The following is a 16,149-nucleotide window of genomic DNA, read 5'->3' as shown; positions in this document are numbered from 1 at the left end:
GTTCAGTTGGCCTGCAGCGTCTGCAGATAAGCCACCAGATCCACGATCGGCTGGCTGGTCAGGATCGGCTGCCCATCTGGTGTTTTCATCGCCGTATCCTGCCCTTCGAAATACGGTCCATAGACTGGCATCGGGCTGCCATGGCTGACCAGCGGGTCTCGTCCATCTATGCGCGCCACAACACGAGCGGTCGGGAATACCCCTTCGCTGCTTGCAAGCCGCGTCAGGTCAGTTGGCTGAATAACAAGGACGCCTGCCATTGGACCATAGCCCGTCGCGTCGATCCCGTGGCAGGTTGCACAATAATGCTGGTACAGCTCGGCGCCGGTATCTGCATCCTGCGCGCTGACCTGAGACGCCGTCACAAACGCCGCTATCGATAGCGCCCCCATTGCCTGTCTGATCATCACATCCTCCTGTCAGATTTGACATTTTCAGGCTTGCCCGTGCCTGGGCTTGGCGCAATGATCCAGATCAACGAGGCAATAGGAAAACCGCATGACACAATATGCTGCTATTATGCTTGTGGCTGGAATTGGGGTTCCGATCCTTGCCGCGTTGAATGCCGCATTGGGCAAATTGATCGGGTCGCCAACAACAGCGGCTGTGGTCCTGTTTGCGATAGCCTTTGCATCAAGTGCAGCCTTGATGGTGGTTTTTCCCGGCTTTGGCGCCCTTTCAAAAATTGCCGATGCCCCCAAGCACCTGCTTCTGGCCGGTGTGCTTGTCGCCTTTTATGTTCTGTCGATCACCCATGTTGCACCACATTTCGGGGTCGGCAACGCGGTGTTCTTTGTCCTTCTTGGGCAACTCGTCAGCACTGCAGCCATCGACCACTTCGGCTTGTTTGGCGCGCAGGTCACCCCGCTGACATGGGTTCGCGCAAGCGGTATCGCAGTGATGGCTGCAGGCGTTGCAATCACTCAACTGGCCTAAGCGCGCCTCCGTCCAGCCTTAGTGTTCGGTCCATCCGGGCGGCAAGCTGCATGTTATGTGTGGCGATCAGAGCCGAGAGCCCCTCGTCCCGCACCAAAGCCATCAGTGCGTCAAAAACCTGATCCGAGGTTTCAGGGTCCAAATTGCCGGTCGGCTCATCCGCAAGAAGAACCCGAGGTTTGTTGGCCAATGCGCGGCAGAAGGCCACGCGTTGCTGCTCACCACCAGACAGGGCGGCCGGCCGGTGATCGGCGCGCGCAGCGACGCCGACATGATCCAGAAGGGACATCGCCCGGTCCTGGGCCGCTCTCTCGGACACGCCATTGGCCAGCTGCGGGAGGGTAATATTCTCCAACGCGGTGAATTCTGGCAACAGATGGTGAAACTGGTAGACAAAGCCGACATCCTGCCGCCGCAACGCAGTTCGCGTGCGATCACCTTTCCCGGTCACGTTCTGGCCTGCAATCTCAACCGATCCTGTGTCGGGTGTGTCCAACAATCCGGCAATATGCAACAGCGTCGACTTACCGGCACCAGAGGGCGCCACAAGAGCCACGGCCTCGCCCGCACGCAGGTCCAAATCGACACCGCGCAACACCTGAACTTCGCCCGGCGTGCCTTTGAGGTAAGTCTTGGTCAGACCGGCCAATCGCATCATTACATCACTCATAGCGCAGCGCCTCAACAGGGTTCAGCCGCGCCGCGCGACGGGCGGGGAAATAGGTGACCAGGAAGGACAAGCCCAGAGATAGGCCAACGGCCTTGAGCACATCCGAAAGATGCAGCTCGGCAGGCAGCGCATAGATGCCGCGGATGGACGGATCCCAAACCCCGCCCCCCATCACAAAGTTCACAAAACTGAAGATTGGGTCGATATAGATTGCAAAGAGACAGCCCAGCACCACGCCCAACGCAGTGCCGATGATCCCGGTAAACGCGCCGCAGATAAAGAACACGCGCAGGATCGAGCCTTCGCTCAGCCCGATGGTGCGTAGGATGCCGATGTCTCGGCCCTTGTTTTTCACCAGCATGATCAGACCCGAGACGATGTTCATCGCCGCGATCAGAACCAGGATCGACAAGATGATGAACATGACGTTGTCTTCCACTTCAAGCGCGCGGAGGAACCCGCCCGAGGCATCCTGCCATGTCCAGATCTGACTGCGCTCGCCTGCGGCTTCAAGGATCGGGATCAGGATCGGCGTCAGTTCTTCGGGGCGGTCAACCATAACTTCGATCTCATCAGCCACACCCTCGCGGTTGAAAAAACCCTGCGCCTGTTCGAAGGGCATATAGACCCGCGTCCGGTCGATGTCATAACGCCCAGCAGAAAACACATAGACCACCTGATAGGCATTCACCCGGGGAGAGGTGCCAAACGCGGTCTTCACCCCATTGGGCGAGGTCAGCTTGATGGTATCGCCCACCGTCGCCCCGATGCTGCGCGCGACGCCTGAACCTATGGCAATGACGTCCTGGCCGTTCTGAAACATCGACAGATCACCAACCGCCTGTTCGCTTTCGGCGACACCGGGCAGCTCCAGCAAATCTTCGGGCTGGATGCCAAATACCTCAACCCCGCTGCTGCGGTCGCGATTGGTGATCAGAACCTGGCCTTTCACCAAAGGTGCGGCACGTTGAACCCCCGGAACCTGAGCGATCCGGTCGGCCATGTCCGTATAATCCGCAATGGTGCGATCTACCTGCCCCTGTGCGGTGAACTCACCCGATGAATACACGGTCACATGGGCGTTGGCCCCCAGAATGGTGCCGACGAATTCGGACCGGAAACCGGACCTGACGGCCAATGTGGCGATCAGAGCAAACACTGCCAGGGTAATCCCGATCAGCGATATCCAAGTCATCACGCTGACACCGCCTTCGGCACGGCGCGCGCGCAGGTAGCGCCAGGCGATTTTCCACTCAAAAAGCGCAAATGGCGGTGGGGTTTTGGCCATGTCTGCTCCGCTGGTTTTGTTTTGTGGCGACCCTCTCGGCAATTCGACCGGGGGTCAAGCCGGTTATCCGCCCACTTCGACCTGCCCTGTCAAAGCAGCGGTTCTGTTCAAGGCAGCCTCGGCGGTGGGACGATCACAAATACCCCGGCTTTCCAGCTCATGAAACACCCGGTCTCGAATGTCGGCGGGCAGCTTGTAAAGCGCCCTGTTATGCAAGCCAAGGGTCAGGGTTTCCGGATCGTCCAGGCGGGCAAGCTCTTCTGTCAGCTTTTGGGCCGAGAAGGACGGCCACAGCCCAATGCTGGTGTTTCCCGAGGGTTCGAACCAAGGCGCAAACCCGGCTTCGGATTTCAGACAATAGGCATTCAGCAACATGAACTCAGACGGGCGCCTGCGCGAGGCAAATAACGACTGAACCGACCCATGGCGCGCGTTTATCTCTTCCAGCAGGGCTATGATCAGCGACCGGCGCACGGGGTACGGCGTTGCGAAATTTGTGGTCTGCAGGCCCTCCATATTCGGGATCGACGCCCCCAGCGCATCAAAGCTCTGTTCCAGCCAGCGCTGATGATAATCGCTGTTCACACCGATAAACGGAATCCGCGCCGCACCACTGGCCGAGAAAAACTCGGCCTCCTTAAAGGGGCGCAGGAACAGGTTTTTGGTGTCCAGTATCACCATGTTTTCTGTGGCGGCAGCCCGCGCAGAGCCCAATTTCAGAACCTGCTGTGTTCGGTAGCCATTGTTGCCACGCCACCCGCCTTTGCGCGCCCCTGGAATGCGATATCGGTTCTCGACCAGAATTCTGTCCGAGATCGTCCGCTGCGCAGATTGCCCCGGGGCCAGCAAAACGTCATCGCCGCTGAGAACTTCGACCTTTGACCGCAACGGACCGTAAGAGGTCAAAATCGGATCCACCATCGCGCGCAGTGCCGGTTCGTCGACATCGTTCATGATCACCCGGATCGAGCCGACCTGATCAGGGTCAACAAATCGGGCAAAAGACAATGCCTGCAATTCAAGCAAGGGGAAGTCTTTGGAATAGACGACGGTTGTGAAGCTCAGCAAACCGTGGATCCTTTTGTGATTTTCGGCCCGTGTATCAGCAAATTCCAGGTGATCCAATTCCGCAACAAGCGCAGCAATCGCCGAATCAGTCGGGCATTTTTTGACAAACGGATGATCTCCACCTGCCCGATTATACCCTTGGTTGTGAAGCCCTTCACAGACAGCGCCGCATTGTTTCAGCTATGAAGTCAATGTGAGCATTCAGGGTCATACTGCACTCAAAATGCAACATTTTAGACGCAATATTATTTCGCTTTTTGATTATTTAACGAAACTTTGTCACCCTACTTTGTGGGGGAATTCATTTCCAGAGCGGGGGTCGCTCATGAATATTCGTACTGAAACAGAACAACCGGGCGCAATTTCGGCCCGGAAACTATCTACAGAAATTGATTGCGAGACCGCAGCACTGCTGCGCGCGGCGATACGCCCGATATTTTCCGGTGCCGCAAGCTGGGGCAATCTGACGGATATCCTGAAAGATAAAGGGTACCATTTGGCGTTTCGACAGGGGCGGTTATGTATCACCGATCGCATGACTGGCGACCGTGTTTGCGGAATACGCTTTCTGGGGTTCGAATTTAAGGACCTGGTCAATCGCTTGGGCCGTCCGATCGTTGTTCCACGCGGATCCGAGGCTGATGGTGATCTGCTATCCGTCCGACCGACTGCGGCAGGCCACTAATAGCGCCGCCAAAACTGTACGGATCGGCGGGCCGTTTTCCATAGGCTATGGCGTGCCGCCAGTTTGATCCCTTCCGGGGTATCTGGGCGCCGCAGTAATTCGATCATCAGATTGGCAGGCATGTGTCCGCGGCGGTAGAACCGGAAGAAATCCTGTTGGGTCAGGGTCCGCGCTGCATTGAAACCTGAATAGAATTGAACCCAGACACGGGCATAATCCTCGGCGGTTTTGACAATGTCGCTGGTTACGCCCCTGCCCCAGAACATGGAAACAGGCTCATCCGTGCGCTCTCCCTGATATCCGGTAGCGACAAGCCTCAGCATCAGGTCATAATCCGCAGCCACCCGAAACTGCGTGTCATGCCCGCCAAGCGCCTGAAACACATCCCGCCGCAGCAACACCGAATTATGGCAGAACGGCATCCGCTGCAGGATCGCTTTGAGCGACATGCGCTTTTCCCGACTTTCCGAACCGTCCTCGTATTTGCGCAGGGTCGAGCCATACAGGAAATCCGGTCGAGATTCCGCAAGCCGGTCGGCAAGGGTGTTCAAAATGCCATCCGATGCCAGCGAGTCATCCGAGTTTAGGAACAGCAGATAATCACCCTGTGCAGCCTCGGCGCCTTTGTTCATGGCATCATACAGGCCAGTATCAGGCGCGCTGATCACGCGCGTTCGTGGTGCACCTGCCGTCAGCTCTTCCAGAAACGCCACCGTGCCGTCATCCGATGCGCCATCCTGAATGATATGTTCGGCCCGGTCGCAACTCTGCCGGGCCATACAGGCTATGACTTCGCGGAAACTGTCCTGCCGCCCTTGGGACAGTAGGTTATATGTCGCCGTGATGACCGAGATCAGCGGCGCGTCGGTTTCAGGCGATACGCTCATAGATCTCGGCGATCTTGGTGACGGCGGCTTCGGGGCTCAACTCTTCGCTTTCGCCTGTGCGGCGGCAAGTCAGTTCCACCACACCGTTCTTCAGGCCGCGCGGACCGACCGTGATCCGCCAAGGCAGGCCGATCAAATCCATCGTGGCGAATTTACCGCCTGCCCGTTCGTTACGGTCATCATAAAGTGGCTCCAACCCCAGCACGGTCAGCGCGGCATAGAGTTTTTCACAGGCTGCGTCCGCTTCGTCATCGCCTTGTTTCAGGTTCACGATACCGCAATGGAACGGGGTCACACCCTCTGGCCAGATGATGCCCTTGTCGTCATGGCTGGCTTCAATGATCGCGCCAACCAAGCGGCTGACACCGATGCCGTGGCTACCCATATGGACCGGAACTGGTTTGCCATCGGGGCCTTGAACGGTTGCCCCAAGAGGTTCGGAATATTTTGTGCCGAAATAGAAGATCTGGCCAACTTCGATCCCGCGCGCCACACGGCGCCGATCTTCCGGCACCTGATTGAACAGCGCCTCGTCATGCGTCTCGTCGGTGCGGGCGTATTTTGAAGTGAACTCTTCCAGAATGGACTGACATTGACCACGGTCGTCATAGTCAATCTGACGGTCGCCAAAAGTCAGGTCGGTGACGGCGCTGTCATAGAATACCTCAGACTCGCCGGTTTCAGCCAAAACCAGGAATTCATGCGTATCGTCGCCACCGATTGGGCCGGAATCGGCGCGCATCGGGATCGCCTGCAAGCCCATGCGCTCATAGGTGCGCAGATATGTAACCAGGTGGCGGTTATAGGCGTGCAACGCATCCTCTTTGGTCAGGTCGAAATTATATCCGTCCTTCATATAGAACTCGCGGCCCCGCATCACGCCGAAACGCGGACGGATTTCATCGCGGAATTTCCACTGGATCTGATAGAGCGTCAGCGGCAGGTCCTTGTAGCTACTGACATGACCCCGAAAAATGTCGGTCACCAGTTCCTCTGCAGTCGGGGTAAAAAGCATGTCCCGGTCATGCCGGTCTTTCATTCGCAACATTTCCTGGCCGTAGTCGTCATAACGTCCGGATTCGCGCCACAGATCTGCCGATTGCATGACAGGCATCTGAATGGCGATGTGACCCGCTCGCGCCTGTTCTTCGTGCACGATGTTTTCCAGCTTGCGCAGAACTTTGAACCCCAGCGGGAGCCAGGAATAGATCCCAGCAGCGGCCTGCTTGATCATGCCCGCGCGCAGCATCAGCCGGTGGCTGACGATCTGAGCCTCGGAGGGGTTTTCCTTGAGAACGGGCAGAAAGTAACGGCTGAGGCGCATGGCTTGACCTTTAGAGGTAAAATTCGACTTCAAAGGTGATTATGCCAAAGCCCCGCCGGGGGCAATCACGCATTGGGATTTTACGACCACGGGCCTGTCGGTTTTTTGATTGACCCGCCAGTCAGCTGCGTCAAATGTGGCGGCAATGTAAAGTCACCGAGGCGCCCATGCAGACCATTCAAGAACCCGCCCGTCAGATCCCGGTTGTGCACAGCACAGATGTTCTTGTCGTAGGCTCTGGCCCTGCAGGTCTGGCCGCAGCGCTGGCGGCCGCACGAGCCGGGGCCGAAGTGTCGCTGGTCGACCGCTTCGGCTGCATGGGCGGCAATATCACTGCTGTCGGCGTTGAAGGCTTTGCTTGGTATCGCCACGAGCAAACGGTCGAGGCTGGCGGCATCGGCATGGAGTTCGAAACCCGCGCCAAGGAAATGGGTGCGGCGGTGCCAGAAAGTCAGTCGCTGAGTTATGAGTTGGACAGCGAAGGGTTCAAATTGGTCGCCGACAAACTGATCGAAGAGGCCGGTGTGCATCCGATGCTGCACCGGCAATTCGTGGCTCCGATCATGGACGGCGAGCGGATCACCGGCATCATCACCGAATCCAAAGCCGGGCGCGAGGCGATACTGGCGAAGGTTGTCATTGACGCTACCGGGGACGCAGATGTCGCCCATCGCGCCGGTGCGCCCACGCACAAGACCGCACGCGAAGACATGATGGCGGCCTCGGTCATGTTCCATCTGGCGGGCGTCGACAAGCGCGCCTTTATCGAAGGCGTAAAGGCCGACCCCCAGACCTATAAGGACTGGGGCGGTGGTGGCGAATGGAACATTGAGACCAGCGGTAAAGAGGACGACATGTACTCGCCCTTTGTGCACAAACCGTTCCAGCAGGCGATTGATCAGGGGCTGATCCCGGCACATCTGAACACCATCGCGGGCACTTGGGGCGCGATGCATGACACCGGTGAGCTGACCTATATGAACCTTATTCATCTGGCCGGGATCGATGGCACCGATCCCGACAGCATGACCCGCGGTGAGATCGAAGGGCGGCGTCAGTCAATGCTCGCCATCGAGGCGCTGCGCCGGTTCATGCCCGGGTGTGAGAACGCCCGGCTGCGGAATTTCGGGATGACCATCGGCATCCGCGACACCCGCAAAATCGACGCGGTGTACAACATGACCGAGGATGACGCCCGCCATCAGGGCCGGTTCGAAGACACCATCGGCATCTATCCCGAATTCATCGACGGCTATGGCATTTTGATCCTGCCCACGACTGGTCGGTACATGCATATCCCCTATCGGTCGATGCTGCCCAAAGGGATCAGAGGCTTGCTGGTCGCGGGCCGGTCACATGGGGCGGACCGGGTTGCCCATGCGGCGACGCGCAACATGGCTTGCTGTGCGGTCATGGGTCAGGGCGCGGGGATTGCTGCGGCGCTTTCACTCAAAAGCAACCAAGACCTCGATAAATTGAACCTTGCCCCGGTGCATAAAGAACTGGCACGGCAAGGCGTGAGGATGCGCTGATGGACCACATCCCAACAATCGACATTGCTCCGCTGGGTGACTCCAGCCACCCCGATTTCAACGCAACCGTTCAGGCAGTCATGGATGCCTGCACCCGGATTGGGTTCCTGTCGATTACCGGCACCGGCGTTTCGCGGGACACCGTCAACAACATGCGCACTTGCGTCCGGGAGATTTTCGACATCGACGATGATGCGAAATGGGATCAGGCGATCACACGCGAGAATTATCGCGGTTTTATCCCGATGGGGTTTTTCACCCCGAATGACGGGTCGGGCAAAGCGGATAAATACGAAGGCTACAAGCTGCATTATCAGGTGGACCTGGATGCACCCATCCGCCGAGATTGTGCCCTCTATGGCCCCAATATCTGGCCCTGTCATGTTCCACGGGCACAGGCAGTGATTCTGGATTACTGGTCAAAGCTGGACGGTGTCGCGCATATGCTGCTGGGCGCGCTGGAGATGGGATTGAAGCTACCTGCGAACCAGCTGCGAGACGCGTTTCATGATCCTATGACCAATATGTCTCTGCTGCACTATCCCCCTCAGGCCCCGGACGATACCGGCTATGGCATCCACCCGCATAAGGACACAGATGCGCTGACCATCATCGCCCCTGACCCGGTCGGCGGGCTTGAAGTTCAGACCCGCGATGGCGGCTGGATCACACCCGACTGCCCGCCGGGTGGATTTGTCGTCAATATCGGCGACATGCTAGAGCTTTGGTCGGGTGGCCGGTTGAAATCCACCCCTCACAGAGTGGTCAACCGATCGGGTCAGGAACGCTATTCCTTCCCGTATTTCGCGGTGCCGCGGCATGATGTGGTTGTCGAACCGCTTTTGACGCCTCTGCCCGGATTTGACCGTCCATCCGTTCATTGCGGCCATTGGTCTGCCGAAGTCTGGCGCACCAACTGGCCCGACGAAACAGCCCATGACGGCACCCCTGAACTGGGCACGTTAAGCGACTAGCCCCGCGCGATTCTGGCGGGTCATGAAGCGCTTGCATCGTGGGGCCGCATACGCCAAGAACATTTGCACGCGCCGAAACAAGGGGACAGCCATGGCTTTGCCGGTAAGAGATCAACTCAGGTACTGGGGCATCGCCGCAGTGGTTATTGTACTGCTGTTGTGGGCACTTGGCGATGTATTGCTGCCCTTTGTAATCGGTGGCGCGATTGCCTATTTCCTTGATCCTGTTGCGGATAGGCTTGAAAAGCTGGGCCTGTCCCGCATGGCCGCTACGGGGGTAATCACGGTTGTCGGCGTTTTGGGTTTCGTACTGCTTATCCTGATGGTCGTTCCGGCGCTGATCACCCAGTTGATCGACCTGGTCGAGGTTATGCCCAGCCTTCTCAAGCAGCTAAGAGGGTTTATCGAACAGCAATTCCCGTCGCTTTTGGACCGCGAATCCAACACGCACCAGTTTCTGGTGTCCTTGGGTGAGACGCTTCAGTCCAAAACTGGTGATGTCCTGCAATCTGTCGCTGCGTCGCTTGGATCAGCCATCAACGTGGTGGTTTTGCTGGTGATTGTCCCAGTAGTCACCGTCTACATGCTGTTGGACTGGGACCGCATGATTGCTCGTATCGCAGAGCTTTTGCCCCGCGACCACGCCCCCACCATCAAGCGGCTGGCTGGTGAGATTGACAGCGTTCTGGCCTCATTTGTACGTGGAATGGGCACAGTCTGCCTGATCCTGGGCACCTATTACGCCGTCGCGCTGATGGCCGTCGGACTGCAGTTCGGACTGGTCGTTGGATTTATCGCCGGCTTAGTCACGTTTATCCCTTATCTGGGCGCCCTGATCGGGGGCTCACTGGCCATTGGTTTGGCACTGTTCCAGTTCTGGGGAGACTGGACGCAAATTGGGCTGGTCGCAGCGGTCTTTGCATTGGGTCAGGTGGCCGAGGGCAATTTTCTGACGCCAAAGCTCGTCGGCAGCTCGGTCGGGTTGCACCCGGTCTGGCTGTTGCTGGCATTGTCGGTCTTTGGCGCCCTGTTCGGATTTGTCGGGATGCTGATCGCGGTGCCGGTCGCTGCAGCTCTTGGCGTTCTGGCGCGCTTTGCCACGTCGATCTATTTGGATAGCCGTCTGTATACTGGCCTTGTGGGTTTGGACCAGGAAGACGATTGAATGGCCCTACAGCTGAGCTTTGATCTACCGGCCAAGACTGCGCTGGGGCGCGAGGATTTTTTCGTCTCGCCCGCAAATGCGCTGGCCGTGGCCATGATCTCGGCCACCTCATGGCCGGGGAATAAACTGGTGCTCAGCGGACCTGCTGGTGCGGGCAAGACACATCTGGCCCATGTGTGGGCGGCAGAGACCGGTGGTCGAATTGTGCAGGCCTCGCAGATCAAGCACGACGAGGTTCCTGACCTCGCCCAAACACCGATCGCAGTGGAAGATGTCCCCATGATTGCTGGCGATATGGACCAGCAGAAAACCCTATTCCATTTGCACAATCTTGTGTTGGCAGAAGGCCACGCCCTGCTGATGACCGGGCGCCTGGCGCCAAATTTCTGGCAGTTGCCCTTGCCTGACCTGCAAAGCAGGATCGAAGGCGCACATCACGTTGCGCTGGACCCGCCCGATGACGCGCTACTGGGCGCCGTGCTGGCCAAACTGTTCGTAGACCGACAGCTGAACCCCGGACCCGAGGTCATCGCTTACCTCGTCAAACATATGGATCGCCGTTTCGAAACCGCCGCCAGCACTGTGGCGCTGCTGGATCAACTGGCGCTGTCCGAGAAACGAGACATCACGCGGGCTCTGGCCGTACGGGTACTGAGTGCGGAACTGGAAGATGCCGAAACCAGCGATTGACCCGTCCCCGGTGATTTCGCATCTTAAGCCTGGAATATCTGGACGAGATATGGATCAAGCCGTAGATACCAACATTCCCGACTGGGGACCTTTCGGAAAGCCGTTGTTTGACAACCCCGAGGCCCGCGCCCTGTCGCGCGTCGGCGTTGTTGATGTAGGGTCGAACTCGGTCAGGATGGTGATCTTTGATGGTGCGGCGCGATCGCCTGCCTATTTCTACAATGAAAAAGTCATGTGCGAGCTTGGCGCGGGCCTGTCCGAGACCGGCCGCCTGAACCCGCTTGGCAGGATACGTGCCCTGGCTGCGTTGAAGCGTTTTTCCCGGCTGTCAGACGATCTGGGTCTGCCGGGGCTGCACGTCGTGGCCACCGCCGCCGTGCGAGAGGCCAAGGATGGCTCGGATTTCTGCGCCGAAGTTCACGCGCTAACCGGGTTGACGGTCTCGGTCATCGACGGCGGGGAAGAGGCACGCCTGTCCGCTCAGGGCGTTTTACTGGGCTGGCCCGGTGCATATGGTCTGATCTGTGATATCGGCGGGTCCTCGATGGAGCTGGCCGAGATCGGTGGCGGCGACGTTGGTCGTCGCCTGTCATCGGCCCTGGGTCCGCTGAAGCTGCGGGATATCAAGGGCGGTCGTCGCGCGCGCAAGGCGCAAATCAAGGAGACGATGGAAAACCTGCGCGACCAGATGGGCCCTCAGCGCGATCGTCTGTTTCTGGTGGGCGGAAGCTGGCGGGCCTTTGCAAGGCTCGACATGCTGCGCCGGGGATATCCCCTGAACGTGCTGCATGAATATCGGATGACGACAAAGCAGGTGCATCAGACCATCAAATTCATCGAAAAGGGTGACCCGGAAAAACTGCGCAGTCTGGCAGGCGTCTCGGGTTCTCGGATGGCGCTGATCCCTTATGCTATGGATGTGCTTGCGCGACTGGTGCGAACGTTCAAACCCAAGGACATTGCCGTTTCCAGCTATGGCATCCGCGAAGGCCTGCTTTACGAACAGATGCCACAAATCCTGCGCGATCGTGACCCTCTGATCGAAGCCAGCTATTTTTCCGAAGCCAAAGATGCCCGCCTGCCCGGGTTTGGCAAACATCTGTTCGAATTCGTCATGCCTCTGTTCAAATCCGCGCCGGCCGCGCGGGTCAGGCTGATCAAGGCTGCGTGTCTATTGCACGATGTCAGTTGGCGCGCCCATCCGGATTACCGAGCTGAAACCTGCTTTGATTACGTAACTCGCGCCAACTTGGGCGGTTTAAAGCATTCCGAACGGGTCTATATCGGGCTGGCCCTGCAGCACAGGTATCGCAACAAGCGTGAGGGCAACCGGTTTACCCCTCTCTATGACTTGTTGGGTGAAAAAGATCAGGAACAGGCCGAGATTCTGGGCAAAGCCATGCGCTTCGGTGCAATGCTGTGGATGCAGAACGAAGCCACGATGGGCACGCTTCGGCTGTACCCTAAAAAACGTCAGCTAGAGCTGATTTTGCCCGAAGCCGCAGCCCCTCTCTTTAGCGAAGTGGCCGAAGCACGACTGAACTCATTGGCAAGCACGCTGAAATCCGAACCCCGCTTGATCATCAAAGGCTGACCCTCAGATATCAATCTCGCCTTCGGGCTCATTTTCGGGTTTTTCCGGCTCAACCTCGGGCTCGGGCGGCTTTTTGCGGATAATGATATCCCCGTTCGGCAGGATTTCCGGAGCCTCATAAACACTCCAGTCCTGTACTTCGGCGGCCAGTTCCGCCAGGGCCGGTCCCATTTCCTCAAAAAACGACTGCATCGCGGGGCCGAATTGATCTGCCAGCCCCAACAAATCCTCAAGCGCGGGTTCCATTTCCTGACGCAGCCCTTCAAAGAACAACTCAGCCCCTTGTTCCATCAAGGATTTGCCTGTGTCGTCCTCTGCCTGTGCCGGAACGCCCATGGCAGCTGTGACCACGCATATTGAAATGAACTTTTTCATGCTTCAGATATAAGTCGCCCACGCCGGCGATGAAAGGTCACAGATCAATATCCAGCGTGACAGGGAAGTGATCCGAGGCTGTCAGCAGCGCCTCGTGCAGGTCCCGCGAGGCATAGCATGCAGGGTCCTGGAAAGGATGCCATATGCGCCATTTCGGGCGCTTAACACGCAGCCCTTCGCTGATCATGACATAATCCAACAGCGCCTCAAGATGATCAGCCCTGTCGCGGCGCACAAAGCGCGCGGACGAGGGTAAGATTTCGGATTCAGCCTCATTTGCCATCACCGCATGCGGATCGAACAGACCGGTCTGCAACAGGATTTCGACAGATGAGCGCCCGAACAGGTTTTCAAACTCATCCAAGCCCGGCCCGTCGTTGAGATCGCCCAAAAGGATGACATGCTCGTCAGCCGCAATATGCGCCTGTACTCGCCGCCCCAACCAGACAGCCTGTGCAAGCTGTTTGCGTCGATTGGCGATGGATATCCGGATCGCCTCATCGCGGCTTTCTGCCCCATGCGGGGCTTTGGATTTCAGATGCGCTCCGATCAGGCGAAACGTCGCCCCGCCTGACGTCTGCGCTGACAACTCCATTGGCGGCTTGGAAAAGCGCACATGATCCTCGGTTGCATCAATATCCAGGTCGATCTTGAAAACGCCATCAAAACGAGGGGCAGCCCCTTTTCCTTCCTTGTTTCCTTTGGGATCATGGCGCAATGACAGGATCTGAGGATCGAAAAGAAACGCAAGTTCCTGATGGGTATCGTTCGGAAACCCCATGATCGCGTTTCCTATGCGCAGATCGAACGCTTCGGCAAACCCTTGCAGCGCACGCACCGTGTTCTGCGTCTTACCAGTATTCGGAGCTTCAACAATCAGCACGGCATCCGCATCGATTGCCGTCAGCACTTTTGCAATGGCCTCGATCTGTTCAGCTTTGGTGACATTGTATCTGCCGGACCAGCTGTCATCTACGATCAAGCGGTCTTGCCGGTCGAAGAGATTGGCGAACCATTCAATATTGTAGGTTGCCAATCGCATCGGTTCAGGCCTGCGCGCCTTTGATTTCATCCCAGGCGCGATTGATGTCGATCATCTTTTTTTCGGCCAGACGAATGGCCTCTTCCGGAACGCCTCGTGACATCATGGCGTCGGGATGAGTGTCGCGTACAAGTTGCCGCCAGACCTTACGAATGTCGGGCAGCGGCATATTCCGCGGCACACCCAGCACCGTATAGGGATCCTTTGGTGCATCCGGTACAAACCGTGCGCGTAAGGCCAGAAACTGAGCATCGGTCTGACCGAATATCCGGCTGACATCTTCCAGAAACTTATTTTCGTTGGGATGATAAAACCCGTCGGCCATTGCGATATGAAACAACCCCTCCATCAGGTCGCACAAGGTGGTGCTGTCTTCTGCGAACATATAGGCAATTTTGCTGGCATATTCCTGATACCCGGCGACATCGGTGCGCGCCATGTCAAAGACACGGGCTGCACCGGCCTCATCTTCGCGCGCGATCTGGAATACATCCCGAAAGGCAGTAACCTCGTCTCGCGTGACCTGCCCGTCGGCCTTGGCCATCTTGGCCCCCAGGGCGATGACCGCAATCGCAAAGGCGACCGAGCGTTCCGGCGGCGTGCGCAGTTTCTCGAACACGGCCGTCAGGCTTTCGCCCTGTGCAAGCGCGCTTAGCGCATCGGATATACGGATCCAAATCGACATGAGCGCACCCTAACCCGCTCTGTCGCGACTGTCAGGTGCGACAGATCACTGCGGGGCAAGAATTTTCTGCATCAGCACAAGATCCAACCACTGACCGCATTTAAACCCCACCTCGGGCATCTGGCCCACTTGTGTAAATCCGGCAGCCGTATGGAAAGCGATGGCCGCAGGGTTGGCCGAGGAAATGCCCGCAATCAGAACATGAACATTGTCCATCTGTGCGCGGGCTTCCAAGGCCTGCAACAATGCGCGGCCTATCCCCTGGCCCCGCGCCTGCGGTGCCAACAGGATCGAGTGTTCACGCGTATGGGCATAGCCCGGCCCTGACCGAAACGCACCATAGGTTGCGAAGCCCAGAACAACGCCGTCACGCTCGGCCACCAGAAACGCCGCCCCCCTGGAGACGATATCCAAGGCAACGGCGTCATCGTTGCGCAAGTCAGTGGTGAATGTGATCAGCGTATCGCGGATGATCGCATTCCAGATCGCCGCAACAGCGGGTGCATCTTCTGGCTGGGCTTGCCGGATGTTCATTCCAATACCCGTACCCCGTGCGGTGTGTCGATTTCGGCACGCAACGCCGCCGGACCGCTGTCGAACTCAACTTGCCCCAACGGCCCCACCGCTTTGGCGAGATCCAGCGCATCAGGGTGATAGACGACTAGGCGGCGCAGCTGGCAGCCACTGTCGTTCAGCATGTTTGCCGGGTGAAGGTCACCCTGCCACTGGATCAGCGCCGGGAAAAGATTATCAAACGGCAGGCGCCCATTGGGAGGCACCGCCATGCGCCAACGCAGCGCGCCACGGTTTAGGTCGATCGGTTGGCCGACTCCGTCAGGAAAGACCGTCAGCGAGGCCTCGATATCCGGAACCTGGCAAATCCAGTTGGTCAGGCGGGGAGCGCCCTGAAACCGATCTAGATCGAACCAGCGGGTTCTTTGCGGATTGGGTGCATCGGGGTCAATCGCGATGGCTTCCAGATACAAACCGTCCCGCAGGCCCAACAACCGGTTATGAGTTCCGAATTTCTCGTGCTTGCCGCCATCATGCAAGGGTACGCCCAGCGCCTGTTCGACATGAGCCGAAGCCTGTTCAAGCGTTTCGCCAGCAACCGCCAAGTGATCAAGTAACACGGATGAGCCCCCCAGATGACAAACGGCCAGACCGCAAGGGTCTGGCCGTATGTTTTCCTCAAAGGCGCTGGATCACAAGATTTTTCGACGAAAAATCTTGG

18 protein-coding genes are annotated in these 16,149 nt (G+C 57.9%); 7 read left to right on the top strand and 11 right to left on the bottom strand.

Annotated elements, in window-relative coordinates:
- Window positions 1-2: 2 nt before the first annotated feature.
- A complete protein-coding gene (locus AC2FLB_RS04995; protein WP_496690926.1) occupies window positions 3-407 on the bottom strand; it encodes a c-type cytochrome in 405 nt (134 codons plus the stop codon).
- A 91-nt stretch (window positions 408-498) separates the two neighbouring features.
- Between AC2FLB_RS04995 and AC2FLB_RS04990 the strand changes: the two genes are divergently transcribed.
- On the top strand, window positions 499-936 hold the full coding sequence (locus tag AC2FLB_RS04990; protein ID WP_271949483.1) for a DMT family transporter: 438 nt from the start codon (window positions 499-501) through the stop codon (window positions 934-936).
- Here AC2FLB_RS04990 and AC2FLB_RS04985 read toward each other — a convergent pair.
- The 3 genes from AC2FLB_RS04985 to AC2FLB_RS04975 all read right to left on the bottom strand — a co-directional run bounded on the left by AC2FLB_RS04985 (window position 920) and on the right by AC2FLB_RS04975 (window position 3,962).
- Window positions 920-1,606, bottom strand: a complete 687-nt coding sequence (locus AC2FLB_RS04985; protein WP_496701624.1) for an ABC transporter ATP-binding protein — start codon at window positions 1,604-1,606, stop codon at window positions 920-922. The genes AC2FLB_RS04990 and AC2FLB_RS04985 overlap by 17 nt on opposite strands.
- A complete protein-coding gene (locus AC2FLB_RS04980; protein ID WP_271949481.1) occupies window positions 1,599-2,894 on the bottom strand; it encodes a lipoprotein-releasing ABC transporter permease subunit in 1,296 nt (431 codons plus the stop codon). Before AC2FLB_RS04980 ends, AC2FLB_RS04985 begins: the two co-directional genes overlap by 8 nt.
- Before the next feature lie 63 nt (window positions 2,895-2,957).
- On the bottom strand, window positions 2,958-3,962 hold the full coding sequence (locus tag AC2FLB_RS04975; RefSeq protein WP_496708757.1) for a hypothetical protein: 1,005 nt from the start codon (window positions 3,960-3,962) through the stop codon (window positions 2,958-2,960).
- Window positions 3,963-4,287: 325 nt separating this feature from the next.
- Between AC2FLB_RS04975 and AC2FLB_RS04970 the strand changes: the two genes are divergently transcribed.
- The gene (locus AC2FLB_RS04970) at window positions 4,288-4,647 is read left to right on the top strand and encodes a hypothetical protein (protein ID WP_281972745.1); all 360 of its coding nucleotides are present in this window, start codon (window positions 4,288-4,290) and stop codon (window positions 4,645-4,647) included.
- On the opposite strand, the gene AC2FLB_RS04965 is transcribed toward AC2FLB_RS04970, so the two are convergent.
- Together AC2FLB_RS04965 and proS are read right to left on the bottom strand one after the other, a co-directional pair.
- Window positions 4,644-5,534: a glycosyltransferase family 2 protein gene (locus tag AC2FLB_RS04965; RefSeq protein ID WP_496708756.1), complete on the bottom strand. Its 891-nt coding sequence runs from the start codon at window positions 5,532-5,534 to the stop codon at window positions 4,644-4,646. The two genes, AC2FLB_RS04970 and AC2FLB_RS04965, sit on opposite strands and share 4 nt — an antisense overlap.
- Entirely contained in the window at window positions 5,518-6,858 is a 1,341-nt protein-coding gene (proS, locus tag AC2FLB_RS04960; protein WP_271949474.1) for a proline--tRNA ligase, read from the bottom strand. Before proS ends, AC2FLB_RS04965 begins: the two co-directional genes overlap by 17 nt.
- Before the next feature lie 167 nt (window positions 6,859-7,025).
- On the opposite strand from proS, the gene AC2FLB_RS04955 reads away from it, so the two are divergent.
- From AC2FLB_RS04955 to AC2FLB_RS04935, 5 genes are all read left to right on the top strand, one after another.
- Window positions 7,026-8,390: an FAD-dependent oxidoreductase gene (locus tag AC2FLB_RS04955; protein ID WP_496708134.1), complete on the top strand. Its 1,365-nt coding sequence runs from the start codon at window positions 7,026-7,028 to the stop codon at window positions 8,388-8,390.
- Complete coding sequence (locus AC2FLB_RS04950) at window positions 8,390-9,364, top strand: isopenicillin N synthase family dioxygenase (protein WP_496708755.1); 975 nt, start codon at window positions 8,390-8,392, stop codon at window positions 9,362-9,364. Before AC2FLB_RS04955 ends, AC2FLB_RS04950 begins: the two co-directional genes overlap by 1 nt.
- 91 nt (window positions 9,365-9,455) lie before the next feature.
- Complete coding sequence (locus AC2FLB_RS04945) at window positions 9,456-10,529, top strand: AI-2E family transporter (RefSeq protein ID WP_142636822.1); 1,074 nt, start codon at window positions 9,456-9,458, stop codon at window positions 10,527-10,529.
- Window positions 10,530-11,219, top strand: a complete 690-nt coding sequence (locus tag AC2FLB_RS04940) for a P-loop NTPase family protein (RefSeq protein ID WP_142636820.1) — start codon at window positions 10,530-10,532, stop codon at window positions 11,217-11,219.
- Window positions 11,220-11,268: 49 nt separating this feature from the next.
- Window positions 11,269-12,813, top strand: a complete 1,545-nt coding sequence (locus tag AC2FLB_RS04935) for a Ppx/GppA family phosphatase (RefSeq protein WP_496694790.1) — start codon at window positions 11,269-11,271, stop codon at window positions 12,811-12,813.
- A 3-nt stretch (window positions 12,814-12,816) separates the two neighbouring features.
- On the opposite strand, the gene AC2FLB_RS04930 is transcribed toward AC2FLB_RS04935, so the two are convergent.
- From AC2FLB_RS04930 to AC2FLB_RS04910, 5 genes are read right to left on the bottom strand one after another with little or no spacing between them, the layout of a single operon-like run.
- Window positions 12,817-13,188: a hypothetical protein gene (locus AC2FLB_RS04930; RefSeq protein WP_496689681.1), complete on the bottom strand. Its 372-nt coding sequence runs from the start codon at window positions 13,186-13,188 to the stop codon at window positions 12,817-12,819.
- A gap of 37 nt (window positions 13,189-13,225) precedes the next feature.
- Window positions 13,226-14,230, bottom strand: coding sequence for an endonuclease/exonuclease/phosphatase family protein (locus tag AC2FLB_RS04925; protein ID WP_496694789.1), 1,005 nt, complete (start codon window positions 14,228-14,230; stop codon window positions 13,226-13,228).
- Between the two features lie 4 nt (window positions 14,231-14,234).
- Entirely contained in the window at window positions 14,235-14,915 is a 681-nt protein-coding gene (locus AC2FLB_RS04920) for a molecular chaperone DjiA (protein ID WP_271949463.1), read from the bottom strand.
- Between the two features lie 45 nt (window positions 14,916-14,960).
- Window positions 14,961-15,449: a GNAT family N-acetyltransferase gene (locus AC2FLB_RS04915; RefSeq protein WP_496708754.1), complete on the bottom strand. Its 489-nt coding sequence runs from the start codon at window positions 15,447-15,449 to the stop codon at window positions 14,961-14,963.
- Window positions 15,446-16,048 (bottom strand): VOC family protein, encoded by a 603-nt coding sequence (locus tag AC2FLB_RS04910; RefSeq protein WP_271949459.1) that lies wholly within the window; start codon window positions 16,046-16,048, stop codon window positions 15,446-15,448. Before AC2FLB_RS04910 ends, AC2FLB_RS04915 begins: the two co-directional genes overlap by 4 nt.
- Between the last annotated feature and the right edge of the window lie 101 nt (window positions 16,049-16,149).

Source organism: Ruegeria sp. CDSA236, from assembly GCF_059611285.1.
The sequence above is the reverse complement of the archived record's forward strand: the minus strand, read 5'-3'. Positions and strand labels throughout refer to the sequence as shown.